The 24,731-nt window shown below is 62.4% G+C and carries 23 protein-coding genes and 3 tRNA genes; 16 read left to right on the forward strand and 10 right to left on the reverse strand.

What is annotated here, in order from left to right; all coding sequences use genetic code 11:
• Positions 1–4: 4 nt before the first annotated feature.
• Both HH213_RS23015 and HH213_RS23020 read right to left on the reverse strand, forming a co-directional pair.
• A complete protein-coding gene (locus HH213_RS23015; protein WP_110848226.1) occupies positions 5–1,549 on the reverse strand; it encodes an MDR family MFS transporter in 1,545 nt (514 codons plus the stop codon).
• A complete protein-coding gene (locus HH213_RS23020) occupies positions 1,546–1,980 on the reverse strand; it encodes a MarR family winged helix-turn-helix transcriptional regulator (RefSeq protein WP_110848225.1) in 435 nt (144 codons plus the stop codon). The genes HH213_RS23015 and HH213_RS23020 overlap by 4 nt, the downstream gene beginning before the upstream one ends.
• Before the next feature lie 143 nt (positions 1,981–2,123).
• On the opposite strand from HH213_RS23020, the gene HH213_RS23025 reads away from it, so the two are divergent.
• Both HH213_RS23025 and HH213_RS23030 read left to right on the forward strand, forming a co-directional pair.
• Entirely contained in the window at positions 2,124–2,594 is a 471-nt protein-coding gene (locus tag HH213_RS23025; RefSeq protein ID WP_169113779.1) for a hypothetical protein, read from the forward strand.
• Between the two features lie 32 nt (positions 2,595–2,626).
• Complete coding sequence (locus HH213_RS23030; protein ID WP_169113780.1) at positions 2,627–3,928, forward strand: NAD(P)/FAD-dependent oxidoreductase; 1,302 nt, start codon at positions 2,627–2,629, stop codon at positions 3,926–3,928.
• On the opposite strand, the gene HH213_RS23035 is transcribed toward HH213_RS23030, so the two are convergent.
• Both HH213_RS23035 and HH213_RS23040 read right to left on the reverse strand, forming a co-directional pair.
• Complete coding sequence (locus HH213_RS23035; protein ID WP_169113781.1) at positions 3,925–4,650, reverse strand: sensor histidine kinase; 726 nt, start codon at positions 4,648–4,650, stop codon at positions 3,925–3,927. The genes HH213_RS23030 and HH213_RS23035 overlap by 4 nt on opposite strands.
• A gap of 102 nt (positions 4,651–4,752) precedes the next feature.
• A complete protein-coding gene (locus HH213_RS23040) occupies positions 4,753–6,375 on the reverse strand; it encodes a response regulator (RefSeq protein ID WP_169115338.1) in 1,623 nt (540 codons plus the stop codon).
• Positions 6,376–6,565: 190 nt separating this feature from the next.
• Between HH213_RS23040 and HH213_RS23045 the strand changes: the two genes are divergently transcribed.
• Positions 6,566–6,982, forward strand: a complete 417-nt coding sequence (locus HH213_RS23045; RefSeq protein WP_110848221.1) for a hypothetical protein — start codon at positions 6,566–6,568, stop codon at positions 6,980–6,982.
• A 43-nt stretch (positions 6,983–7,025) separates the two neighbouring features.
• On the opposite strand, the gene HH213_RS23050 is transcribed toward HH213_RS23045, so the two are convergent.
• The 3 genes from HH213_RS23050 to HH213_RS23060 all read right to left on the reverse strand — a co-directional run bounded on the left by HH213_RS23050 (position 7,026) and on the right by HH213_RS23060 (position 11,294).
• Positions 7,026–8,003: a diguanylate cyclase domain-containing protein gene (locus tag HH213_RS23050; protein ID WP_110848220.1), complete on the reverse strand. Its 978-nt coding sequence runs from the start codon at positions 8,001–8,003 to the stop codon at positions 7,026–7,028.
• Between the two features lie 238 nt (positions 8,004–8,241).
• Positions 8,242–10,407 carry a PAS domain-containing hybrid sensor histidine kinase/response regulator gene (locus HH213_RS23055; RefSeq protein WP_169113782.1) on the reverse strand — a complete coding sequence of 722 codons (2,166 nt, stop codon included), beginning with the start codon at positions 10,405–10,407 and terminating at the stop codon, positions 8,242–8,244.
• Between the two features lie 68 nt (positions 10,408–10,475).
• Positions 10,476–11,294, reverse strand: a complete 819-nt coding sequence (locus HH213_RS23060) for a response regulator (protein WP_110848218.1) — start codon at positions 11,292–11,294, stop codon at positions 10,476–10,478.
• Between the two features lie 223 nt (positions 11,295–11,517).
• Between HH213_RS23060 and HH213_RS23065 the strand changes: the two genes are divergently transcribed.
• The 8 genes from HH213_RS23065 to HH213_RS23100 all read left to right on the forward strand — a co-directional run bounded on the left by HH213_RS23065 (position 11,518) and on the right by HH213_RS23100 (position 14,939).
• Positions 11,518–11,745: a hypothetical protein gene (locus HH213_RS23065; protein WP_110848217.1), complete on the forward strand. Its 228-nt coding sequence runs from the start codon at positions 11,518–11,520 to the stop codon at positions 11,743–11,745.
• Positions 11,746–11,949: 204 nt separating this feature from the next.
• Positions 11,950–12,026 (forward strand) — tRNA-Arg (locus HH213_RS23070).
• A gap of 72 nt (positions 12,027–12,098) precedes the next feature.
• Positions 12,099–12,175, forward strand: a tRNA-Arg gene (locus tag HH213_RS23075).
• A 50-nt stretch (positions 12,176–12,225) separates the two neighbouring features.
• Positions 12,226–12,302 (forward strand) — tRNA-Arg (locus HH213_RS23080).
• A gap of 122 nt (positions 12,303–12,424) precedes the next feature.
• Positions 12,425–12,697: a hypothetical protein gene (locus HH213_RS23085; RefSeq protein WP_169113783.1), complete on the forward strand. Its 273-nt coding sequence runs from the start codon at positions 12,425–12,427 to the stop codon at positions 12,695–12,697.
• A 71-nt stretch (positions 12,698–12,768) separates the two neighbouring features.
• A complete protein-coding gene (locus HH213_RS23090; protein ID WP_169113784.1) occupies positions 12,769–13,914 on the forward strand; it encodes an alpha-hydroxy acid oxidase in 1,146 nt (381 codons plus the stop codon).
• Complete coding sequence (locus HH213_RS23095; protein ID WP_169113785.1) at positions 13,914–14,402, forward strand: VOC family protein; 489 nt, start codon at positions 13,914–13,916, stop codon at positions 14,400–14,402. The genes HH213_RS23090 and HH213_RS23095 overlap by 1 nt, the downstream gene beginning before the upstream one ends.
• Positions 14,403–14,432: 30 nt before the next feature.
• Entirely contained in the window at positions 14,433–14,939 is a 507-nt protein-coding gene (locus tag HH213_RS23100) for an FKBP-type peptidyl-prolyl cis-trans isomerase (RefSeq protein WP_174864428.1), read from the forward strand.
• Here the strand turns inward: HH213_RS23100 and HH213_RS23105 are convergent.
• Both HH213_RS23105 and HH213_RS23110 read right to left on the reverse strand, forming a co-directional pair.
• Entirely contained in the window at positions 14,932–15,903 is a 972-nt protein-coding gene (locus tag HH213_RS23105; protein WP_169113786.1) for a D-2-hydroxyacid dehydrogenase, read from the reverse strand. The genes HH213_RS23100 and HH213_RS23105 overlap by 8 nt on opposite strands.
• The gene (locus HH213_RS23110; protein ID WP_110848212.1) at positions 15,900–16,850 is read right to left on the reverse strand and encodes a LysR family transcriptional regulator; all 951 of its coding nucleotides are present in this window, start codon (positions 16,848–16,850) and stop codon (positions 15,900–15,902) included. The genes HH213_RS23105 and HH213_RS23110 overlap by 4 nt, the downstream gene beginning before the upstream one ends.
• A 123-nt stretch (positions 16,851–16,973) precedes the next feature.
• Here HH213_RS23110 and HH213_RS23115 point away from each other — a divergent pair, with 123 nt between their 5' ends.
• From HH213_RS23115 to HH213_RS23135, 5 genes are all read left to right on the forward strand, one after another.
• Complete coding sequence (locus tag HH213_RS23115) at positions 16,974–17,183, forward strand: hypothetical protein (protein ID WP_169113787.1); 210 nt, start codon at positions 16,974–16,976, stop codon at positions 17,181–17,183.
• Positions 17,180–18,046, forward strand: coding sequence for an alpha/beta hydrolase (locus tag HH213_RS23120; RefSeq protein ID WP_110848210.1), 867 nt, complete (start codon positions 17,180–17,182; stop codon positions 18,044–18,046). Before HH213_RS23115 ends, HH213_RS23120 begins: the two co-directional genes overlap by 4 nt.
• Before the next feature lie 143 nt (positions 18,047–18,189).
• On the forward strand, positions 18,190–19,428 hold the full coding sequence (locus tag HH213_RS23125) for an efflux RND transporter periplasmic adaptor subunit (protein ID WP_169113788.1): 1,239 nt from the start codon (positions 18,190–18,192) through the stop codon (positions 19,426–19,428).
• 6 nt (positions 19,429–19,434) lie between these two features.
• Positions 19,435–22,623, forward strand: a complete 3,189-nt coding sequence (locus HH213_RS23130) for an efflux RND transporter permease subunit (RefSeq protein ID WP_169113789.1) — start codon at positions 19,435–19,437, stop codon at positions 22,621–22,623.
• A 1-nt stretch (position 22,624) separates the two neighbouring features.
• Entirely contained in the window at positions 22,625–24,118 is a 1,494-nt protein-coding gene (locus HH213_RS23135) for an efflux transporter outer membrane subunit (protein ID WP_169113790.1), read from the forward strand.
• A 120-nt stretch (positions 24,119–24,238) separates the two neighbouring features.
• Here the strand turns inward: HH213_RS23135 and HH213_RS23140 are convergent, their stop codons facing one another.
• Positions 24,239–24,583 (reverse strand): hypothetical protein, encoded by a 345-nt coding sequence (locus tag HH213_RS23140; RefSeq protein ID WP_169113791.1) that lies wholly within the window; start codon positions 24,581–24,583, stop codon positions 24,239–24,241.
• Positions 24,584–24,731: the final 148 nt, after the last annotated feature.

Genomic DNA, 24,731 nt, shown 5'->3' on the forward strand with positions numbered 1-24,731 from the left:
CTCCTCAATCCATGGCGGCGTGATCGACCGTCACCGGGGCGCTCCTGGCCGGTGGCCGTATCAGCATCAGCAGCGGGATGACGCACAGCGTCAAAATAAACATCAGCCAGAAATCGTCGACATAGGCGATCATCGACGCCTGGCGCGTAATCTCGTTATTCAGCGCGGCTGCCGCTTGCGGCGTGGCCAGGTTGTCCAGCAGCGCCGGGTTGGTGGTGGTGATGTGGTCCGTCAGCGAGGCGTGCACGGTCTGCGTGTTCCGCACCAGCAGCGTTTGCACCAGCGCGATGCCGATCGAGCTGCCGATATTGCGTATCAGGCTGTAGATAGCCGTGCCTTCGGCGCGCATTTCCGGCGACAGCGTGGCAAACGTCGCGGCGCTCAGCGGCACGAACACCAGTCCCAGTCCCAGGCCCTGGATCACGCCCGGCCAGACGATGTCGCTCTGTGATAGCACCAGCGTGTAGCGGGTCATCTGCCACAGCGAGAAGGCGGTGATGGCAAAGCCGATGCCCAGCAACAGCCGCAGGTCGACCTTGCCGACCAGCCGGCCCACCATCATCATCGCGATCATGGTGCCGATGCCGCTTGGCGCCGTCACCAGGCCGGCGATCTTGGCCGGATAGCCCATCAGGCTTTGCAGCATGGACGGCGTCAGCGCGCGGGTGGCAAACAGCACCAGGCCGACGATGAAGATGAACAGCAGGCCGCTGACGTAGTTGGCGTTCTTCAGCAGCCGGTAGTCGAAGAAGGACTTGCCGGCCGGCCGCGTGGCGGTATGGGCGACAAAGTAGGCAAAGCTCAGCGCCAGGATGATGGCTTCCACCCAGGTTTCGGTGGCGCTGAACCAGTCGTTTTGTTCGCCGCGGTCGAGCAGCATCTGCAAGGCGCCGATGGCCAGGCTGAGGGTGGCGAAGCCGAACGCGTCGAACTTCATCTTGCGCGGCGCGTCAGTCTTGCGGATGTAGCGCCAGATGCCGTAGAACGCCATGGCGCCGATCGGGATGTTGATGAAGAACACCCAGCGCCAGTCGTAGCTGTCGGTCAGCCAGCCGCCCAGCGTGGGGCCGAGAATCGGGCCGATCATCACGCCCATGCCCCACACGGCCATGGCCGAGCCATGCTTTTCGCGCGGGTTGATGTCCAGCAGCGTGGCCTGCGACAACGGCACCAGCGCGGCGCCGAACACGCCTTGCAGCAGGCGCGCGATGACGATTTCGCTCAGCGTGCCGGACAATCCGCACAGCACCGAGGCGATCGTGAAACCGGCCACCGAGGTCAGGAAGATGTTCTTCTGGCCGAAGCGGTCGCACAGCCAGCCGGTCAGCGGGGTGGCGATGGCGGCCGCCACGATGAAGGAAGTCAGCACCCAGGTGATCTGGTCCTGCGAAGCCGACAGGCTGCCCTGCATGTGCGGCAGCGCGACGTTGGCGATGGTGCCGTCCAGCGCCTGGATGATGGTGGCCAGCATGATCGACACGGTGATCATGCGGCGGTTCAGGCCATCATCGGCAGCGGCGGGGACGCCGTTGGCAACGGCAGTGCTCATGACAGCGACTCGATATTGGTCTGGATGGCTTCCAGGAACAGGGTGACGGTTTGCAGCATCTCGGGATCGACCTTGCCCAGCAGTTCGCGCCGCACGGCCGCGGCTTCCTGCGACACCGTTGCATACACCGCCTGCCCGGCTGGCGTCAGGCTCAACAGCTTGACGCGGCGGTCGGTTTCAGACGGCGTGCGCACCATTAAGCCGGCCTTCACCAGGCGGTCCACGGTGGACACCATGGTCGGATCTTCCACGCAGGCGCGCGCGGCCAACCGGGTTTGCGAAGGCGGCTCTTTTTCCTTGGCGGTCAGGGCGATGGCCATCCAGCTGGCCTGGCTCAGGCCCAGATGCTTGAGGCGACGGTCAATCGCCAGCCGCCAGGCGCGAGCCGAGCCGTGCAGGGCGGCCGAGAAACGTTCTTCTATAGACGACATATTATTTCATGGCTAATCGTTAGGTATCGAACCATTAGTTTAGCACAGGACATTTATGTTCGTCAGCGTACAGACGTTGCGCGGAAGGTCTATTATGCTAATTGATGAGCAAGTTCGCTCGTAACAAAGAATTGAGACTCATCATGAAAGCCACGATCCTCGCCGCCAGCTTGCTGGCGCTGTCCGCTTCTGCCTTTGCCGCTGACGTTGGTGTTTCCATCAGCGTCGGTCAGCCGGGTTTTTACGGCCGCCTTGACGTGGGTGACTACCCGCCGCCTCAGGTGCTGTATCGCCAGCCGGTGATCGTCGAGCGGCCAGTGCGTTATGTGGAGGCGGCGCCGATCTACCTGCGTGTGCCTCCGGGCCACGCCAAGCATTGGTCGAAGCACTGCCGCGCTTACCATGCCTGCAATCAGAGAGTGTATTTTGTGCAGGATGGGTGGTACAACAATGAGTACGTGCCGCGTTACCGCGAGCATCATGGTCATGGCGGCCCAGGCCGTCCGGAATTCCGCGACGACCGCCGCGATCATCGCGGCCCCGGCCCGGGCCATGATCGCGGTCACGATCGCGGCGACGATCACGGCCGCGGCCACGACCGGCACGACCGTTAAACCGGCGGCAAGCGCCGCCACAGGAGGAAGTTTTGCAGAGTAAATACGTGATTGTTGGCGGCGGAGCAGGCGGGCTGGAGCTTGCCTGCAAACTGGGGCGTAAACTGGGACCGCAAGCGGTCATGCTGGTCGATAGCCGTCTGTTTCACATCTGGAAGCCGTCGCTGCACGAGGTTGCGGCCGGCACGCTGGATGTGCACCAGGAGGGGCTGTCCTACCAGATGCTGGCGCACGACAACCATTTCACTTTCGTCTACGGCCCGATGCTGGCGCTGGACGCCCAGCAGCGCGTGCTGACGGTTGGCGCCATCGTTGCCGGCGACGATCATCAGGAAGAAATCCTGCCCGAGCGCCAGGTCAGCTTTGAAAAGCTGGTGGTCGCGGTCGGCAGCACCTCGAATTACTTCGGTGTGCCCGGCGCGGCCGAGCACACCATTTCGCTGAATGCCACCGAGGATGCCGAACGTTTCCGCCTGTCGCTGCTCAAGCTGCTGACCCTGGCCGAACTGAAAAAGAGCGTCAATGCCGCTGCCGGTGTGGACGTGGTCATCATCGGCGGCGGCGCCACCGGCGTTGAGTTGGCGGCCGAGCTGCGCGAGGCCAGCGGCGTGTATGCCACTTACGGTTTCCGCCAGTTGCAGGCCGAGCGCGATGTGCGCATCACCTTGCTGGAAGGGGCGCCGCGCATTCTAGCGCCGCTGCCGGAAAAAGTCTCCAGCGCCGCGCTGGAACTGCTGCGCCAACGCGCCGTGTCGGTTGTCACCGACACCCGCGTGACCGCCATTGATGGCGCTGGCGTAACGGCGGGCGAGACGCATTATCCGGCGCAGATCGTCGTCTGGGCGGCCGGTATCAAGGCGCCTGATTTCCTTAAGACGCTGGGTCTGCCGACCGTCAAATCCGGTCAGCTGGATGTGGACGGCACGCTGGCCGTCAAGGGCTTCGATTATATTTTCGCGTTGGGCGACTGTGCCGCCTGCGTCGGCCCCGATGGCAAGCTGGTGCCGCCGCGCGCGCAAGCTGCGCACCAGATGGCGGATTATCTGCTGGAGACTTTCATGCGCCAGCACAAGGGCAAGCCGCCGCAGAGCAAGCCGTATGTGTACCGCGATTATGGTTCGCTGGTGTCGTTCGGCCAGTCCACTTCGGTGGGCAGCCTGATGGGATCGCTGAAGGGATTGAGCTGGTTCGTCGACGGTTTCGTCGCGCGCATGATGTACGTCAGCCTGCACCTGATGCACCACCAGGCAGTGCTGGGCACGGTGCGCACGGGCGTGCTGGCGGTGGCGCGCTTCCTGATCAAGCGCACCACGCCGCTAGTTAAACTACATTAGGCAGGCTTGGCCGGCTTGGGCAGGATCATCGTCAAGGTGACGCCGCGCTCGGGACCGGCCGACAAGGTCAGCGTGCCGCCCAGATAAGCGGCACGTTCGCGCGCCATGCGCAGGCCAAACTTGCCGGCCGAGAGGCTTTGCTCCGCCAGCACGGGTCCGCTCAGGCCGACGCCGTTATCCTTCACCGTCATCATCACTTCATCTTCGTTATCGTCAACGATGACGTCGACTTCGCTCGCCTGCGCGTGGGCGGTGATGTTGCGCAGCGCTTCTTCCAGCGTGTGCAGCAGCACGATGCCGTGGCTGCGCGGGCAGTCCAGTTCCTCTTCCGGCAGGCTGCAGCGGGCGGTGATGCCTTGCTGCTGGCCGAACTGCTCCACCAGCTCATCCAGCGCCACACGCACGCCGAGGAATTCCAGCTTGTCGTTCCACAGCTTGAGCTGCATCTGGCGGTTGGTTTCGACGATCTGGCCCAGCAGCTTTTTCATGTGGCCGGCGCGGTCCTGCAAGGCCGGTTCCGGCGGCAGCTTCTGCATCAGCAGGCCGAGGTGCATGGTCAGCGCCGTCAGCGACGAGCCCAGGCTGTCGTGCAGCTGGCGCGACAGGGAACGCCGTTCGTTATCCCAGCAAGTGTGAACGTGGCCGAGCAGGTCGCTCAGGTCGGCGCTGCGCAGGGCATCTGCCGGTGGAGTAGGTGGTTCTTGCGATGCCGGTACGGACATGGGTTTTTCTCGTTAAAGTCAGACGGACGACGGTGTGACCCGATCATACCCGAGCTTTGCCGGTCGTGGCGCACGTGGTGCAAGCGTGCGCGGCGGCTATCCCTATTGTCGGACCGGCACCCGCGCACAGGTATCGATCACTTCCATCAACTGGTCGATATCGACCGGCTTGACCAGGTGGCGGTCGAAGCCGGCTTCCATCACGCGCCGCAGGTCTTCCGCCAGGCCGTAGCCGGTCAGGGCGATCAGCTTGATGTCGCGCGTGGCCGGGTCGGCACGCAGCCGGCGCGCCACTTCGTAGCCGTCGATACCGGGCAGGCCGATGTCGACCAGCGCCAGGTCGGGCTGGTGGTCGCGCGCGGCGTCCAGTCCCAGCAGGCCGTCGGCGGCCGAGGTGACGTCGTAGCCGTAACCACCCAGCATCATGGTCATCATTTCGCGGCCGTCGTCGTTGTCTTCGATCAGCAGCACGCGAGGCTTGCCGTGCTCGCTCAGCGACGTTACTGGCAGCGCCAATGGCGCCACCTGATGTTCGATGCGCGGCATGCGCAGCGTGAAGGTGCTGCCGCGGTTTTCGCCGGCACTTTCGGCATCGATGCCGCCGCCGTGCAGCTCAGCCAGCCGGCGTACCAGCGACAGGCCGATGCCCAGCCCGCCCTGCGAACGGTCCAGCGTGCTACTGCCTTGGACGAAGACATCGAACACATGCGGCAGCAGCTCGGCGGCGATGCCGACCCCGGTGTCGCGCACGCTCAGCACCACGTCGTCGTTTTCGGTCCAGGTGCGAACTTCGACGCGGCCGCCGGGCGGCGTGTACTTGAGGGCGTTATCGAGCAGGTTGCTGGTGATTTGTTCCAGCCGGGTTGGATCGCCCTCAATCCAGCCGGCATCCAGGTCCTGCACCAGGTCGTAGTCGGTGCTGCGGCCGGTGGCGCGGCAGGTTTCCAGCGCTGTCGCCACCAGCTTGGACAGGTCGAGCGGCACGCGGTTCAGCAAAATCTTGCCGGACATGGCGCGTGACAGGTCCAGCAAATCGTCGACGATGCGGCCCAGGTGCTGGCTCTGGCGCTGGATGATTTTCTTGGCGCGCTGCACGCCGTCGACCGACACGCCGGGCAGGCCGATCAGCGAAGCGGCGCTGCTGATGGCGCTGAGCGGATTGCGCAGTTCGTGACCCAGCATGGCGAGGAATTCATCCTTGGCATGGTTCTGCCGCTCCATCGACTTGCGTTCTTCGATTTCGCGGGTCAGGCGCTGGTTGGTGGCGGTCAGTTCAGTGGTGCGCTGACTCAGCTGGCGCGCCTGCTTCTTCAGTTCCTCGTTCTTCATGGCCAAGGCCACGAACACCGCGATCTTGGCGTACAGCACCTGCGGGATGACCGGCGTGAACAGGAAGTCGACGGCGCCGTGCTGGTAAGCCTTCAGGCGGTCCAGTTCGTCGGCGAGGAAGGCGGTGATGAAGATGATCGGGATGTCGGCCGAGCGCGCGCGGGCGTGGATCGCTTCGGCGGTTTCAAAGCCGTCCATGCCGGGCATGTTGACGTCCAGCAGGATGACGGCGAAGTCGTGCATCAGCACCTGGCGCAGCGCATCCTGGCCCGAGCGTGCAGCCAGGACTTCATAGGCTTCCTGCTCGGCCCATTGGGCGAGCAGGCTGGTCAGCGCGAACAGGCTGTTGGCGTCGTCATTGACGACCAGAATCTTGGGTTTGTCGATTTTAGGCACGTTAGGCACGGGTTCTCTGCACGCTGCGAGATGCACAATTGATCATAACAAGGGGGTAAATGAAAGTCAAAAACAGCTGAGTTGAACCGGACACGGACGGCGCCTGGCCGGGGCAGTGTTCGCTCGCGCACAGACCCGCCGGCGCCTTGCTGTCAGAGTAGGCCAGGACGTCAACTTAAAGGATTCCATCATGAACATCGATACTGTCGTGGACAAAGAATATGTGGGCCACAGCTTCCGCGCGCTGGCCGATGCACCGACCAGCGCCTTGCGCGGCCTGAGCGCCAAGGATGCCAAGGCGCTGACGCAGGCCTTCAACGTGGTCACGGTGCGCGACCTGGCCAACCTGGAGTTCGTCAAATGGGCGGTGGCGATCACTACCCTGGCCGAGCTGGAGCAGGAAACGCCGGCCGAGCAGGCGCGCGAAACCCTGCTGGACAGCGCCGTGGAAATGACTTTCCCGGCCAGCGATCCGGTGTCGATTGATTCCGGCATTACCCGCATCGAAGTCCCTCCGGACGTAGTGAACGCGCATGAAGACCATCAGCATGCCGGCAAGGTAGAAGAGTCCACCAAGACCGGCCTGAAGGAAGAAGCAGCGCACTAAGCGCTGCTGCGATATGAAACAAGCGGGCTGCGGCCCGCTTGTTTCATGCCGGCGTGGCGGACATGGTGTGGTGTTGGGCTGGCTGGTTGCGCATCGACTGCGCGGTGCAGCAGCGGTTCTTGCCGGAGCGCTTGGCTTCGTAGAGCGCGCCATCGGCAGCGGCGATCAGCGCTGCCACTTCGGTGGCGTCGTCGGGGAACAGGGCGACGCCGATGCTGGTCGACAGTTGCAGCGTCAGGCCGTTGACGATATACGGCTGCGCGACTGCCTCGATCAGCTTGTTGGCCGGCTCCTGGGTGTCGCCGACATGCGCGATGTCGCCCATGACGATGACGAACTCGTCGCCGCCAACGCGCGCCACGGTGTCTTCCTTGCGCGAACAGCCGACCAGGCGTTGCGCCACCTGCTTGAGTATGTCGTCGCCGTAGGCGTGGCCATGGGTATCGTTGATGGTTTTGAAGCCATCAAGATCGAGATACATGACGGCGGCCTTGTTCTGCTGGCGCGAGGCGTGCTGCAAGACGGTTGCGATGCGGTCTTCCAGCAAGCGGCGGTTGGGCAGGGCGGTCAGCGGATCGTGCAGCGCCAGTTCCTGCTGCTGGCGGCTGTACTGTGCCAGTTCCTTGTACAGCAGGCGTACTTCCAGCATATTGTGGATGCGTTTGTGGACTTCGAGCAGATCGAAGGGCTTGCTGATGAAATCGCGCGCACCGGCTTCCAGCGCGGCGATCTTGAAGCTAGGCTGGGCGGTCAGCGCCAGCACCGGCAGGTAGCCGCCCTGTTCGATTTCCTTCAGGCCCTTCATGACCTGGAAACCGTTCAGGCCCGGCATTTGCAGGTCCAGCAAAATCAGGTCGTAGCACTGCTGGCGGTGCAGCGGGCACACCTGTTCCGGCAGCATGGTGGAGGACACATCCGTATAGCCGGCCTCGCGCAAAATCTCCAACATCAGTTCGACATTGTCGGCGCTGTCATCCACCACCAGGATCTTGGCGTTCAGGATTTCGTCTCGGCTCGGCATGATGGTCTCAGTCTTTTACGTTTAATAGTAATTCGATAATAGCGCAATGTTGGGGTGGTGCGCCGCACACAAGCATTTTTATTACTTAATGGAAAACATTCCACACCGTTTTATGCAGTTTTGTAGTGTATCAAGAGTTTCGTAGATTGCTTGTAGGACATTGCCGCGTCATAAAGTAGGAGTTGTAAAGTTGCCGCATGGAAATTTAATCACGCTTGTGATCATGATGGCATCGATTTCAGGCGATGCGGCGGGAGGCGCCCATGGCGGCCACCTTGGCAATCAGCTCATTCGGTTCGACCGGCTTGGCGATATGCGCCAGGAAGCCGCTGGACAGCGCCTTGATACGGTCTTCGGAACGGGCAAACGCCGTCAGCGCGATGGCCGGCAAGTCGCCGCCGCGCGCCGGACCCAGCGCGCGGATCCGGTCCAGCAGGCCGTAACCGTCCACCTCCGGCATGCCGAGATCGCTGACCATCAGGTCCGGTCGCTCGTGTTGCAATAACAGTAAGGCCTCGGTGGCGGTGGCGGCGGTCAGTACGTCGGCATTGCAGTCGGACAGGATGCGGCGGATCAGTTCGCGCGCATCGTCTTCGTCATCGACCACCAGCACTTGCAGGCCGGTTAAATCATGCGCCGCACCATGGGCACTGGCCGGCAGTGGCAGCGGGTCATTGGTCGCTTGCAGCGCATCGTGGCGCGGCAGCCGCAGCGTGAAGCAGGCGCCGCGGCCTTCGCCCTCGCTGGCCACGCTGATGGTGCCGCCATGCTGCTCGACCAGATGCTTGACGATGGCCAGCCCCAGCCCCAGGCCACCGTGCTCGCGGGTGGTGGTGGCGTCGGCCTGGCGGAAGCGCTCGAATACATGGTTGAGGAAGTCGGCCGGTATGCCGATGCCGCTGTCGTGCACGCTGATGGCAATCTGATCACCTTCGCGCTGTACGCCCACCGTGACCGCGCCGCCACGCGGCGTGAACTTGAGCGCGTTGCTCAGCAAATTCCACAGGATTTGTTGCAGGCGGTGCGGATCGCCTACCACCATGCCGGGCATGACAGCAAAGTCCTTGTCGATGCGGATCTGCTTGGCCTCGGCGGCGGCGCGCACCGATTCGATGGCGGCGGCGGCAATCGCGGCCGGCCCCAGCGTCTGCATCTCCAGCTTGACACGGCCGGAGGCGATGCTGCTCATGTCCAGCAAGTCTTCGATCAACTGGGCCTGGGTGCGGGCGTTGCGTTCGATGGTTTGCAGGCCGCGGTGCAGGTCGGCCTCGCCGCGGCTGCCCCGGCGCAGCACCTGCGCCCAGCCGAGGATGGCGGTCAGCGGCGTGCGCAGCTCGTGCGACAGCGTGGCCAGGAATTCATCCTTCAGCTGGCTGGTGCGTTCGGCTTCGGCGCGCGCCTGGCGTTCGGAATCGAGCAGCAGCTTGCGTTCTTCGGCGGCGCGCTGCGAGGCTTCGTACAGCTGCGCGTTGTCGATCGCCACAGCGGCCTGGGCGGCAATGGCGCGGATGATGCGTTCGGTGCGCTCGCTGAACATGCCTGGCTCCGGATGGCCGAACATCAGGCAGCCGATCACGGCGCCGCTGCGCAGCGCCACCGGCACCGCCAGGTAGCTGCGCACCAGCGGCTGGCCCGGTGGGCCGTCCGGCGCCAGGTCGTCGCAGCGCACCGAGCCTTCGCCGCGCATGCTGGGGCCGAACAGGGCGGCGGCGCGCTGTTCGGCAAAATGGGCGAAGGCGTCGGCGGCCCCGGTCGACAGCGTGTGCGGCGCCATGGTCTCGCCGGCGCCGTTGGTGCTGTGGTAGAAGAAGGCGCCGAAGCGCGCGCCGCTGATGCTGGTGGCGGCGTCGGTGACGTCTTGCAACAGTGGATTGAGGTCGCGTTGCGAGGCCAGCGCGGCGCCGGTGCGGTTGAGCAGCTCCAGCACGGCGGTCTCGTCGCGCAACGCTTCCTGCGCGCGCTTGACCTGGTCGACATCGGTGCAGGTGCCGAACCAGCGCAACACGCTGCCGTCGGCGCGGTGGACCGGATTGGCCAGCATCAGGAACCAGCGGAACTCGCCGCTGGCACTACGGATCGGCACTTCCAGTTCAAACGGCTTGCCGCTGCGGCAGGACTGTTCCCAGTGGGTGATCATGGCGGCCAGGCAGTCCGGCGCGTACACGCGCTGCCAGCCGTTGTCGGTCATCTGCTCCGGGGTGGTGCCGGTGTAGTCGTACCAGCGCTGGTTGTACCAGACCACGGCGCCGTCCTGTTCGGCGATCCAGGCCAGTTGCGGCATGGAGTTGGCCAGCGCGCGCAGTTCCAGCTGGCTTTGGCGCAACGCCTCCCTGGCGCGCAACAACTCATCATGCGCGTCCGGCGCAAGAGGCAGGGGGCCGCTGGAGTCGTTCTGAACTATCATGGATTCATTCTAGCTCCAACCCCCGCGCTGCCTCCGCACGGTTGGCAGTCCGCCGACGCGGCTGCTAATCAGCCGGGGCGCAGCGTTGCGGCGATTTGTTCCAGCATGGTCTGCAGTTGCTCGATATCGTAGGGTTTTTGCAAGGATTGGGCTGGGAATTCCAGGCGCCGGGTCAGCTCGTCGCCATAGCCGGAGGCGAACAAGATTGCCAGTTGAGGCCGCTGTTGCAGAGCCTGACGCGCCAGGTCGACGCCGGACATGCCGGGCAGGCTGACGTCGGTGAACAACACGTCGAACTGGTGCTGGCCCAGCATCGGCAGCGCTTCCTCGCCGCTGGCCACGGCTTCCACTTCATGGCCCAGCGCGCGCAGGGTTTCGCACACCAGGTAGCGGGCATCGTTGTTGTCTTCCACCACCAGCAGGCGCAGCGGCGCCTGGTTGTCGGCCGAGGCGGTTGGACGGGCCAGCGCCAGCGTGCACAGGAAGCCGGCTATGCCGTCGTCGCCGGGCACCGGTGTGTAATACAGGTCCAGCGCTTGCTGCTCCATGCGGCCGTCGCGCCACAGCGGCAGGTTGCAGCCGCGATAGCTGAGGCTGTTGCCTTCCCGTACCGGGGCCAGGGCGGCGCTGCTCCAGCTCCAGGCGGCCGGCTGCATGGACGGCACGTTGCCGCCGGGCGCGCGCAGGCTGGGCAGGCCGATCAGGGCGGCGTAAGCTTCGTTGTAAACCATGATTTGCTGCGGTCCCCACATCAGCAGCATGGCTTGCGGGGAGTTGAGCAGGATGTCGATGGTCAGGCGCAGGCTGGACGGCCAACTGGCGGCATCGCCGAGGGCGGTTTGTGACCAATCGGGCGTTGGCGGCGTGACGGCGGCAGGGTGATTCATTCGATGCGGGCGCTCTCTGTTATCTATCTTCTATCTGTCTTGTTAAAAGGCACAGCTGAGTGCATCCTACACGGTAAAAAAAAAGCCCGCTACAGGAGCGGGCTAAATCTATTTCCTTGGAGGAGAATAGAGGAGACAACTGCATAATGCTGCAACGCGCAAAAGAATGCAAATTCAAATTCGTAATGTGCGCAATCACTGGCATGAATGAAGCGAGGGAAACATGGCTGAAGTCATCAAGCACCGCAAGGTGAAGATCGTGGTATTGGCGGCGGGCGAGGAGATAGGCGGGCATTGCCGCGAGGGCGATATTGCCATCCTGTCGGACAGCGCCGGCTGGTGGATCAAGTTTGTCGGCGCCGACGGCCATGTGGATTGTTATGGCGATCCGTATCCGTCGTATAACGAGGCGCTGTGGTCGGCCAAGGCGGCGGCCGAATTCGGCACCTGAAGTTGCTCCAAGCACAGAGTGCTGGACAAGCCCGGGGAGTGTCCCTATAATGCTGCTTCTTTCGAACGGCATGCTGTTTGAAAGGCTTGCGGTAAAGCAGTTTGCAAAGCGGTTGATTCGGTGTTTCGTGCACTGAACCGATTAAATGATAGAAAATATCAAACTTTGCAAAACGAAATTGATGCTTTATAATGCTTGCACAGTGCGGCTGTAGCTCAGCTGGATAGAGTACTTGGCTACGAACCAAGGGGTCGTGGGTTCGATTCCTGCCAGCCGCACCACTAGTTTTACCGGGAGAATTGGAAGATTCTTCTGTTTTTAAACAAGAAAGTGCTGTTATAATCTTGTTTTGCGCGGCTGTAGCTCAGCTGGATAGAGTACTTGGCTACGAACCAAGGGGTCGTGGGTTCGATTCCTGCCAGCCGCACCAAAATTTAGTAAATAGTCGGATGTCGTAGTCCGGCTATGATGTAGTGTTTCGCGGCTGTAGCTCAGCTGGATAGAGTACTTGGCTACGAACCAAGGGGTCGTGGGTTCGATTCCTGCCAGCCGCACCAAAATTCGTGAGTAGAAGGGCCTGAAGAGAAATCTTCAGGCCCTTTTGCTTTGCGTTTTGCGTTTACGCATATATGCGCTGTGCGGCGCACGATAGACTGCCTGTCTTGACCAGGAGAGCATCATGGCGAATGATAAGAGCGGCGAGGTGCGCATCTCATTGTTGGAGTATCACATGGAATCAGTACTCGATATTGTGAAAGAAATTCGCGATAACTACGTAACCAAGGCGGAATTAAAGGCCATTCTCGATGAGCGCCTGTCACATTTCGCCACCAAGGAAGACCTCCAGCGGGTCAACCAGAGCCTGCGCAATTGGGTGATCGCCGTGGTGCTATCCACTACCGCGCTGCAATTCGCTATGCAGTATGCGATGTTCCAGCTCTATATTCGCTAAATCATCGCCGAACTTGGCTTTTGCCGCGAAATGCCTGATGATCTATTGATCATAATAAAAGGGGAGCGCGGATGGCCATCATCACTAATATTGAAGACTTGCGCGTGCTGGCACAGAAGCGCGTGCCGCGCATGTTTTACGATTACGCTGATGCCGGTTCGTGGACCGAATCGACCTACCGCGCCAATAACGAAGACTTCGGCAAGATCAAGTTCCGCCAGCGGGTGGCGGTCAACCTGGAAAACCGCACGCTGGCCAGCACCATGATCGGCCAGCCGGTGGCGATGCCGGTGGCGCTGGCGCCGACCGGCCTGACCGGCATGCAGCACGCCGATGGCGAAATCCTGGCGGCCAAGGCGGCGGAAAAATTCGGCGTGCCCTTCACCTTGTCCACCATGAGCATCTGCTCGATTGAAGACATCGCCGCCAACACCAGCAAGCCGTTCTGGTTCCAGCTGTATGTGATGAAGGACCGCGATTTCATCAACAACCTGATCGACCGCGCCAAGGCTGCCAACTGCTCGGCGCTGGTGCTGACGCTGGACTTGCAGGTACTGGGCCAGCGCCACAAGGATCTGCGCAACGGCCTGTCGGCCCCGCCCAAGCTGACGGTCGCCAACCTGCTCAACCTGGCCACCAAGCCGCGCTGGTGCCTGGGCATGCTGGGCACCAGGCGCCGTACTTTCGGCAATATCGTCGGTCACGCGAAGTCGGTGTCGGATATGTCGTCGCTGTCGTCGTGGACCTCGCAGCAGTTCGACCTCAGCCTGTCGTGGAAAGACGTGGCGTGGATCAAGCAGCGCTGGGGCGGTAAGCTGATCATCAAAGGCATCATGGATGAAGAGGATGCGCGGCTGTGCGTGGAAAACGGCGCCGATGCGCTGATTGTCTCCAACCACGGCGGCCGCCAGCTGGACGGCGCGGAATCGTCGATCGGCGCGCTGCCGCGCATTGCGGCGGCGGTCGGCAAAGACATTGAAGTGCACATGGACGGCGGCATCCGTTCCGGCCAGGACGTAATCAAGGCGCTGGCGCTGGGGGCGAAAGGCGTCTATATCGGCCGTCCCTTCCTGTATGGACTGGGCGCGATGGGCGAGCAGGGCGTGAGCAAGTGCCTGGACATCATCCGCAACGAGCTGGACCTGACCATGGCCTTCTGCGGCCTGCGCGATGTGCAGCAGGTCGATCAAAACATTCTGTTGCCGGGAAGTTTCTGATGCTGGATCAGCCGTCAGGACATACCTATGAAGCGGCCAGCGCGCTGCCGCCCAGCCAGCGCATCCATCTGGTGCTGCTGGGGGTGGAGGATGTGGCGCGCTCGGCCAAATTTTACGAGGCGTTGGGCTGGCGCCGTTCGCCGACCGGCAACGACGGCTTCGTCAAATTCAATATGGGCGGTTATGCGATTTGCCTGATCAACCGCGCCGATTTCGCGCGCGATGCGCTGGCTTCCGACACGGGCAAGCCGGGCTTCTCCGGCGTGGCGCTGATCCATCTGACGCGCAGCGCCGAGGATGTGCCGCGCATCCTGGCCCAGGCGGTGGAGGCGGGCGGCGTCATCGTCAAGCCGGCCACGCGCACGGACTGGGGCGTGGCGGGCTATTTCAAGGACCCGGACGGCCACCTGTTTGAAGTCGATTATGAAACCGTGTGGGCCTTCGATGCGCAGCACCATTTGCGCGTGGATGAGATCAATATCGTGTAAGCTGCTGGCCTCATCAACAAGAAAGCCACCATGAAACATCTGATCTCTTCTTGCGCAATCGGCCTGACGCTGGCCCTGACCTTGTCCGCCTGCGATCGCAACAAAACGCCTGAGACCGCGCCAGCTTCGGCGCCTGCCGCCGGCGCTGCCGATGCGCCTGCCGCCGCGCCTGCCGCCGCTCCAGCTGCTGCTGCGGTCACTGCGCTGCAAAAAAATGACACCGTTGTCGGCACCGGCACGGAAGCCAAGGCTGGCGTGACCGCCATCGTCAACTACACCGGCTGGCTGTTCGTACCGGATGCACCGGACCAGCATGGCGCCAAGTTTGATTCGTCGATCGGCCGTGAGCCGTTCAGCTTCCGCCTCGGCGCTGGCCAGGTCATCCCGGGCTGGGACGAAGGCGTGCAGGGCATGAAGATCGGCGGCAAGCGCACCCTGATCGTGCCGGCCGCCATGGGTTACGGCGCCAACGGCGCCGGCCCGATCCCGCCGAACGCCACCCTGATCTTCGACGTCGAACTGCTGGACGTTAAGTAACCACGTTGCGTGGCGCGCCCGCGTGCCACGCTTCGATGTTGTCGATCAGCTGATCGACCAGCGTCTGCATCGCTTGCGTGCTGGCCCAGGCCGAGTGCGGCGTCAAAATGAAGTTGGGCAGGCGCAGGTTGAGCAGCACATTGTCGGCCGGTGGCGGTTCCGTCACCAGCACGTCGACACCGGCGCCGGCGATCAGGCCGCTGCGCAAGGCATCGGCCAGCGCCACTTCATCCACCAGGCCGCCGCGCGCGGTGTTAATCAGCAGCGCGCTGCGCTTCATGCGGATCAGCTCCTTGGCGCTGATCATATTGCGGGTCTGGTCGGTCAGCGGCAGGTGCAGGCTGATCACGTCCGAGGTTTCCAACACCTCGTCAAAGCTGGCTTCGCGCACGCCGTCGGCGGCCGCATCCGGCAGCGGCGAACGGTTATGCACGATCACTTCCATGCCGAACGCGCGCGCGATCTGCGCCGTGGACTTGCCCAGCGCGCCGTAGCCGAACAGGCCCAGCCGGCTGCCGGCCAGGTCGGAAATCGGATGGCCGAACAGGCAGAAGCGCTCCGACTTCTGCCACAGTCCCGCCTCGATATCTTGCCGATACGCCACCAGTTGCCGGCGCAAGGCCAGGATCAGCGCAAACGTGTGCTCGGGCAGCGTGTGCACCGCATAGTTGCGGATATTGGTGACGACGATGCCGCGCTCCCTGGCCGCCGCCAGGTCGACGATATTGGTGCCGGTAGCTGCCACCGCGATCAGCTTCACGTCCGGCAGCTGCGCCAGGTCGTCGGCGCTGAGCGCCACCTTGTTGGTGATGACGATGCTGGCGCGGGCGTCGCGCAGGCGCTGTACCGTCTCGCCCGTCGGGGTCGACGGGTACTCGGTCCATTCATGCGCAAACGACGGCTTGCGGACGTTGGCGATGACACTGTCGCGGTCCAGGAAGACAATGCGGGTGGTTTCAGTCATATGGCTATCTCCAGCGGTGTGGCACGCGCGGGCATCTTCGGCAGGCGCATACCGGGGTGATTGGAAAACAGTTCGGCGACCCATTCGACAAACACGCGCACCTTGGCCGACAGGTGGCGGTTCTGTGGATAGACCACGTGCACCGGCAAGGGATCGCTGATCCACTCGTCCAGTATCAGTTCAAAGCGGCCGTCCTTGAGCATCGGCTCCATCATGAAGTTGGCCATCTGTATGATGCCCAGCCCGGCGATGCCGGCCGCGATGTAGGCATTGCTGTCGTTCAGCGCGATGTGGCCGGGCAGGGCGACCTGCACCCGCTCGCCGTCGCGCGTAAAGTCCCAGTCGAAGATTTTACCGGTGCGCGCGGAAAAATAGTTGACGCAACGGTGGCGCAGCAGTTCGTTCGGGTGCGCCGGCCGGCCGTAGCGTTCCAGATAGGCCGGCGAGGCGCAGGTGACGAAGTGCAGAATGCCGACCCGGCGCGCGATCAGGCTGGAATCGCCCAGCGCGCCGCCGCGCACGGCACAATCGACGCCTTCCTCGATCAGGTCCACCGGGCGGTCGCTGCAGCCCAGTTCCAGCTGGATGTCCGGATACTGTTCAAAAAACTGCGGCAGGGCCGGCACGATGACGTCGCTGGCCAGACCGGTGGGGGCGTCGACCCGCAGCCGGCCGGACGGGCTGAGCCGGGTGCGCGACAGCGATTCCTCGGCCTCGCGCACGTCGGACAGGATGCGCAGGCAGCGCTCATAATAGGCCGCGCCATCGGCCGTGACGCTGACGTGGCGCGTGGTCCGGTGCAGTAGTTTGACCGCCAGCGCGCCTTCCAGCGACTGGATCAGGGTGGAGACGGTTGCCTTCGGCAGCTTCATGGCGTCCGCCGCGCGCGTAAAGCCGCCCGCGTCTACCACCTGCACAAACACTTCCATCGCTTGAAGTTTATTCATCTTTGGTCCAATTGTTCGGAATCCTGAACAATCAATTCGACTTTGCCATCTTTATCGGATTGTAGATCAAGTTTAAGATTGCTGTACTGCACAAAGTAAAAGACGAAGAAAGGAGGACTCATCATGAAATATCGGGATGCAATTTTTGCAATGGTTACACTGGCGCTGACATCGGCGGCACTGGCAAGCGTGATTTATACGGATGCTTATTCTCATAGCGCCAAGGCGGAGGTGCGCGGCGTGCGCGCGCTGATGCTGGTCGCTAGCGGCGATAACCCCTGCGATCCTGCTAACATGTTGTCCTCCAACGACTCAGGAACGGTGCAGCAATGAACAATCCAGTAGAGGCCCTGCCGGTTTTATCGGACCAACTCAAAATCCGCAGCCTGGAAGTCAAGGGCGCGGAAGGTCCACTGGCCGCGCGCCTCTATACCAGCGGCGATGCCGGCGCCAAGCGCGACATGCTGCTGGTCTTCTTCCACGCCGGCGGCTTTGTCGGTGGTGATCTGGAAGACGCGGACATGTTTTTGCGCCATTTGGCAGACGACAGCCAGCATGTGGCGGTGTTAGCATCTGCTTATACTTTAGCGACAGAAAAACCCTTCCCGGCAGCAGTGGAAGATGCTCACGCGGTATTGGTATGGGCCAAGAAGAACAAGGCCAAGCTGGGCTGGACCGGCAAGCAATTGCTGGTGGCCGGGATTGAAGCGGGCGCCAACCTGGCAGCCGTCTGCGCGCTGATGTCACGCGATCGCGGCGGTCCGGCGTTGGCTGGCCAGGTGCTGGTGATGCCGATGCTGGACCCCGGCCTGACCACTTGCTCGATGCGCGAAATCCAGGCCGAGCCGGAGCTGCTGGATGTGGCCGATGCCTGCGCCAAGGCCTACCGTGGCTACCTGCCGAACGCCGCCGATCGTACGCACCCGTACGCGTCGCCGCTGCAGTCGAGCCGCCTGAAGAACCTGCCGCCAGCGTTGATCCTGTCGACCGAAGATGATCCGCTGCGCGACGAGGCGGAACAGTACGGCGCCAAGTTGATCGGCTGCGGCGTCAAAACCACTGTCCGCCGGATGCAGCCGGCGCCCCTGAAGGATGCGGGGGCACGCAATGAATGTGCCTGTCGTTGTTCGGCACTGGGAGAAATTGCCAGTTTCATCGCTGGCCTGGAACGGTCCGAGACGCCGTCAGCCGCATAGGAATCCCCACTTCTTAAGTAGTACCCGAGTTACGTCCCCACTGGCTTGCCAGCGGGGCGCTAGTACCGTGTTTTCTCGATTTTGCCTGAGACCGCCCGGTGCCGCCCTTTCCATTAATTATTTTCATACAAAAAGGAATTAACATGAAAACCGTTAACTCAATGACTGCTATCGCCCGACCGCTGGTCGCCGCGCTGGCACTGGCGGGCCTGGCCGCATTCTCACTTTCCGGTTGCGGCGAAGCGAACAGCAAAGCCGAAGCACCACCGGCCGCTGCCGGCGGTCCGCCGGTATCGGCAGCGCTGGTCGTCGAGAAAACCATCACCGAGACGCAGGAGTTCTCCGGCCGTCTGGAAGCCATCGACCAGGTGCAGATTCGTCCGCGCGTGGGCGGCTTCATCACGGCCATCAACTTCAAGCCGGGTTCGCAGGTGAAAAAGGGCGAAGTGTTGTTCGTCATCGATCCACGTCCATTCCAGGCCGAAGCCAACCGTGCCGAAGCGGCCGCCAGCTCGGCGCGCGCCAAGACCGAACTGGCCAAGGTGGAACTGGTCCGCGCTGAAAAGCTGCTAGCCGACAAAGCCATCGCCCAGCGCGAATACGACACTTCGGCGTCGAGCTTCAAGCAGCTGGAAGCGGACGCCCGCGCTGCCCAGGCCCAGTACGAAACCGCCAAGCTCAACCTGAGCTACACGCAGGTGACGTCGCCGATCAACGGCCGCGTGTCGAAAGCGGAAATCACGCTGGGCAATCTGGTCGATCCATCGGCCGTGCTGACTTCCGTCGTTTCGCTGGACCAGATCTACGCTTCGTTCGACGGTGACGAAGACACCTACCTGCGCGTCGGCGCCGCCGCTCACCAGGGCAAGCCGGCCAGCGTGAAAATCGGCCTGGCCAACGAAACCGGCTTCCCGCACGAAGGCAAGCTGGAATTCGTCGACAACCAGCTCGACCCGCGCAGCGGTTCGGTACGCATGCGCGCCATCCTGGTCAACGCCGACGGCCTGCTGGTGCCTGGCCTGTTCGCCCGCGTGCAACTGGCCGGCAGCACCGGCGCCAAGTCGACGCTGCTGATCAACGACCGCGCCATCAACACGGACCAGAACCGCAAGTTCGTCTACGTCGTCAGCAAGGACAACAAGGCCGAGTACCGTCCGGTGCAACTGGGGCAGCAAGTCGATGGTCTGCGCATCGTGCGTGACGGTCTGAAAGCCGGCGAGAAAATCGTCGTCAACGGCCTGCAACGCGTGAAGCCTGGCGCGCCAGTGACGCCGACCACCGTGGCGATGGACGCCGATCCGCTGGCCGCTGAAATGAATGCCAAAAAAGACCAGAAAGTAGCCGCTGCTGATGGTAAAAAAACGGGCACTTCCAAGGAATAATTAAAAATGAATATCTCTCGATTCTTTGTCGACAAGCCGATTTTTGCGGCGGTACTGTCGATTATCATCTTCGTCGCCGGCTTGATCGCTATCTTCAAGTTGCCGATCTCGGAGTATCCGGACGTGGTGCCGCCATCGATCGTGGTGCGCGCGCAATATCCGGGCGCGAATCCGAAGATCATCGCCGAAACCGTGGCTGCGCCGCTTGAGGAACAGATCAACGGCGTCGAGAACATGCTGTACATGTCCTCGCAAAACACCTCGGACGGCGCGCTGGCGCTGACCGTCACCTTCAAGATCGGCACCAACGTCGAGCAAGCTGAAACCCAGGTGCAGAACCGCGTCCAACGCGCGTTGCCCCGCCTGCCGGAAGAAGTGCGCCAGATCGGTGTCACCACCGTGAAATCGTCGCCTAACTTGACGATGGTGGTCCACTTGAATTCGCCGAACGGCCGTTACGACGACCTGTATCTGCGTAACTACGCGGTGTTGAACGTCAAGGATCAACTGGCGCGCCTGCCTGGCATGGGCGAGGTACAGCTGTTCGGTTCCGGCGACTACGCCATGCGCGTCTGGCTCGATCCACAGAAAGTGGCCCAGCGCGGCCTGACCGCCGGCGACGTGGTTGACGCCGTCCGCGAGCAGAACGTGCAGGTTGCCGCCGGTGTGATCGGCCAGGGTCCGGCCGAAGGCGCGGACTTCCAGCTGACCGTGAATACCCAGGGCCGTCTGCAGTCGCCTGAGGAATTCGGCAACATCATCCTGAAGACCAACGCCGACGGCGCCGTCACGCTGCTGAAGGATGTGGCCCGTCTGGAAATGGGCGGTAACTCGTATGCCCTGCGTTCGCTGCTGAACAACAAGTCCGCCGTGGCGATACCGATTTTCGAAGCGCCTAACGCCAACGCGCTGCAACTGTCGTCCGATGTGCGCGCCACCATGGCCCGCCTGTCGAAAGATTTCCCGGAAGGCGTCGAATACAGCGTTGTATACGACCCGACCCAATTCGTGCGCGAGTCGATCGACGCCGTGATCCACACCCTGGTCGAAGCGATCATTCTGGTGGCACTGGTGGTGATCATCTTCCTGCAAACCTGGCGCGCGTCGCTGATTCCGCTGCTGGCCGTTCCGGTCTCGGTGGTGGGTACCTTTGCCGTGATGCTGGGCTTCGGCTTCTCGATCAACACCTTGTCGCTGTTTGGCCTGGTGCTGGCGATCGGTATCGTGGTCGATGATGCGATCGTGGTGGTGGAAAACGTTGAACGTAACATCGAAAACGGCTTGTCGCCGCATGACGCGACCATCCAGGCGATGAAAGAGGTGAGTGGTCCGATCATCGCGATTGCGCTGGTACTGTGCGCGGTGTTCGTGCCGATCGCATTCGTCTCCGGTCTGTCGGGCCAGTTCTACAAGCAGTTCGCCCTGACCATCGCGATTTCGACCGTGATCTCGGCATTCAGCTCGCTGACGCTGGCGCCTGCACTGTCGGCCGTGCTGCTGAAACCACACGACGCACCGAAAGATGCGCTGACCCGCGGCATGGACAAAGTCTTTGGTGGCTTCTTCCGCTGGTTCAACCGCTTCTTCAACCGTGCGTCGCATGGCTATGAAGGCGGCGTGAAAGGCGCGCTGAAACGCAAAGGCGGTTCGCTGATCGTCTACGCGGTGCTGGCTGTCGCTGCGGGCTTCATGTTCAAGATCGTGCCGCCGGGCTTCGTGCCGCCGCAGGACAAGGGTTACCTGATCGGTTTCGCCCAGCTGCCCGACGCTGCATCGCTGGACCGTACCGACGCCGTGATCCGCAAGATGTCGGAGATCGCCAAGGACATTCCGGGTGTCGATAACTCGATCTCGTTCCCTGGGCTGTCGATCAACGGTTTCACCAATGCGCCTAACGCCGGTATCGTGTTCCTCGGCCTGAAGCCATTCCACGAGCGTACCAAGCCGAATGAAACGGCGGAAGCCATCGCCGGTGAAATGAACAAGCGCATGGGCGCAATCGAAGGCGCCTTCGTGCTGGTGCTGTCGCCACCACCGGTCAGCGGTCTGGGTACCACCGGCGGCTTCAAGCTGATGATCGAAGACCGCGACAACCTGGGTTACGACGAGTTGTACAAAGCCGTGCAAGCGGTGCAGATGAAGGCCTGGCAGAATCCGAAACTGGCCGGCGTGTTCTCCAGCTACCAGATCAACGTGCCGCAGCTGTTCGCCGACATCGACCGCGCCAAGGCCAAGCAACTGGGCGTGCCGCTGAATACGATCTACCAGACCTTGCAGATCAATCTGGGCTCGCTGTACGTGAACGACTTCAACCAGTTCGGCCGCACCTACCAGGTGCGCGTCCAGGCTGACAAGCAGTTCCGTTCGCACGCCGAAGACATCGCGCAACTGAAGGTCCGCAACAACAAGGGCGAGATGATTCCGCTGTCGTCGCTGATGCGCGTCAAGGATAGCTATGGCCCGGATCGCGTACAGCGCTACAACGCTTACGTGGCAGCTGAAATCAACGGCGGCGCCGCACCTGGCGTATCGACCGGTGAAGCGCAGGCTGAAATGACCAAGATCGTCAACGAAGTGCTGCCGAAGGGTATTGGCTACGAGTGGACCGAGCTGGTTTACCAGGACATCCTGTCGGGTAACACCATGATGTACGTGTTCCCGCTGTGCGTACTGCTGGTGTTCCTGGTGCTGGCGGCGCAATACGAAAGCTGGACCCTGCCGCTGGCGGTGATCCTGATCGTGCCGATGTCGATCTTCTGCGCACTGGTGGGCGTGAAACTGACCCACGGCGACAACAACGTCTTCACCCAGATCGCGCTGTTTGTGCTGGTTGGCCTGGCGTCGAAGAATGCGATTCTGATCGTGGAGTTTGCACGGGAGCTGGAGCACCATGGCCGTACCATCGTCGAAGCCGCGCTGGAAGCCTGCCGCCTGCGTCTGCGTCCGATTCTGATGACGTCGATCGCATTCATCATGGGCGTGCTGCCGCTGGTGTTCTCGCACGGCGCCGGTTCCGAGATGCGTCATGCAATGGGTGTGGCGGTGTTTGCCGGCATGCTGGGCGTAACCTTCTTCGGCCTGTTCCTGACGCCGGTGTTCTACGTCCTGCTGCGCAAGCTGGCCGTCAAGATGGAGAAGAAAAAACCTGCCGTGGATGGCGATGCCGCTGCGGTAAAACTGGAAGGGAGCCACTAATATGAACAAGCTGCATATGATCGCTAAGGGCGTAGCGCCCATCCTGGCGGCCTTGCTGATGACCGCATGCGCAGCGCCGGAGTTCAAGCAACCTGCGATGGACGTGCCCACCGCGTTCAAGGAATCGCAACAACCGGCGGCCACCCAAACCGCCGCCGACGGCAGCACCTGGAAAGCGGCGCAAGCCGCCGAAGCCCAGCCGCGCGGCGAGTGGTGGCTGGCTTTCAATGATCCAGCCCTGAATGAGCTGATCAACGAAGCCACCCGCGCCAACGCCAACCTGGCGGTGGCGGCGGCCCGCGTCAAGCAGGCCCGCGCGATTGCCGGTATCGCTGAAGCAGACCGCATTCCGCAAGTCGGCGTCGGTGTCGGCGCCCAGCGCCTGCGCCAGTCGGATGTGGAACTGGGCCTGCCGGCCGGTACGCCGGTGGCGCCGGCCAAGGTATTCAGCGCCAACCTGACGGCCAGCTACGAAGTCGATCTGTTCGGCCGCGTATCGTCCAACGTTGCTGCGGCGCGTGGCGATGCGGCGCAGGTCGAAGCGACCTACCGCTCGGTGCTGCTGTCGGTGCAGGCCGATGTGGCGCAGACGTATTTCCGTCTGCGCGCCACCGATGCTGAACTGGACACGCTGGCACGCACGGTGCAGACCCGCGAAGAAAACGTCAAAGTCAACCAGCGTCGTTTCGACCTGGGCGACATCGGCGAATTCGATCTGGCGCGCGCCAAGACCGAACTGGCGACCTCGCGTGCCGAAGCCATTGGCCTGCAGCGTCAACGCGTGACCACCGAGCATGCGCTGGCGGTCCTGCTGGGCAAACCGGCAGCCAGTTACACGGCTGGTAACAGCCCGCTGCTGGATGGCACGCTGCTGCCGCTGATTCCAGCCGGTCTGCCTTCGTCGCTGCTGGAGCGCCGTCCTGACATCGCCGCCGCACAGCGCGCGATGGAAGCGGCCAACGCCCGCATCGGCGTGGCGCGTTCGGCGATGTTCCCGTCGCTGATGCTGAACGCGAATGCGGGCGGCATTTCGGGTAACACTGTGGCCGACGTGTTCAAGTGGAGCAGCCGTTCGTGGCTGCTGGGCGCGGCGTTGTCGATGCCGCTGATCGATGGTGGTCGCAACAAGGCCAATATCACGCGCAGCGAAGCAGCACTGGAAGAATCGGTCGGTACCTATCGTCAAAGTGTGCTGACGGCGTTCGCGGAAGTGGAAGACAACCTGGCGGGCCTGCGTATCCTGGCTGGCCAGACGGTGCAGATTGAAGATGCGGTGGTATCGGCGCGCCGTTCGGCCGATCTGGCGCAGAAGCTGTACGCGGCCGGCCGTTCCAGCTATCTGGATCTACTGGACGCGCAGCGCAATCTGGCGACGGTGGAGCGCACTGCGGTACAACTGCGTGGCAATCGCGCCGTGACCACGGTGGCGTTGATTCGCGCCCTCGGTGGTGGTTGGGACGGCGCCAGCGCCGCACCGACCGTCGCGCAGAACTAAGCGCGGCAGCAATGAAAAAAGCGGACTTCGGTCCGCTTTTTTTTTGCCCGTCACTCCCGCGAAAGCGGGAGTCCATGCTGAGCAAGTGTTCTATGGCCCCCCGCGTTCGCGGGGGGACGATTATTTCGTGACGACTGGTGCAGGCGTTGCTGCGGCTTCAGTTTTTTCGGCTTTAGCGTGAGCTTTGTTTTTGGTTTTCACGGCCTTGGCGTGGGCATCGGCCTTGTCGGACTTTTCTTCCGCCTTGGCGACAGCGACGTCTTTCTTGGCATCGGCTTCTACCTTGGCAGTCTTGGCTTCTGCCTTGACTTCAGCCTTGGTTTCTTTCGCTTCTGCCTTGGCAGCGGTCTTGGCTTCCTTGGCTTCCGCCTTGGCAGCAGCAGGAGTCGGAGCAGGGGCTGGGGTCTGTGCAAAAGCAGCGGTTGCGAACAGGCCGGCGATCAGGGTAGCGATAATTTTGGTCATGATTCAATCCTCTATCAGTTTTTCTGGGCCCGGGACAATTCCCGCGTCTCTGAGCAAAAAACGCGGCCCGGACCGGTGTCGTTGACGGTCTTTACAATCGCTTACATGTTCGTCATCGCACGGAGCGCGCGAGCGGACGGGCATAGGC

Origin of the sequence: Duganella dendranthematis (assembly GCF_012849375.1) — a bacterium.
Classification (GTDB): Bacteria; Pseudomonadota; Gammaproteobacteria; order Burkholderiales; family Burkholderiaceae_D; genus Rugamonas; species Rugamonas dendranthematis.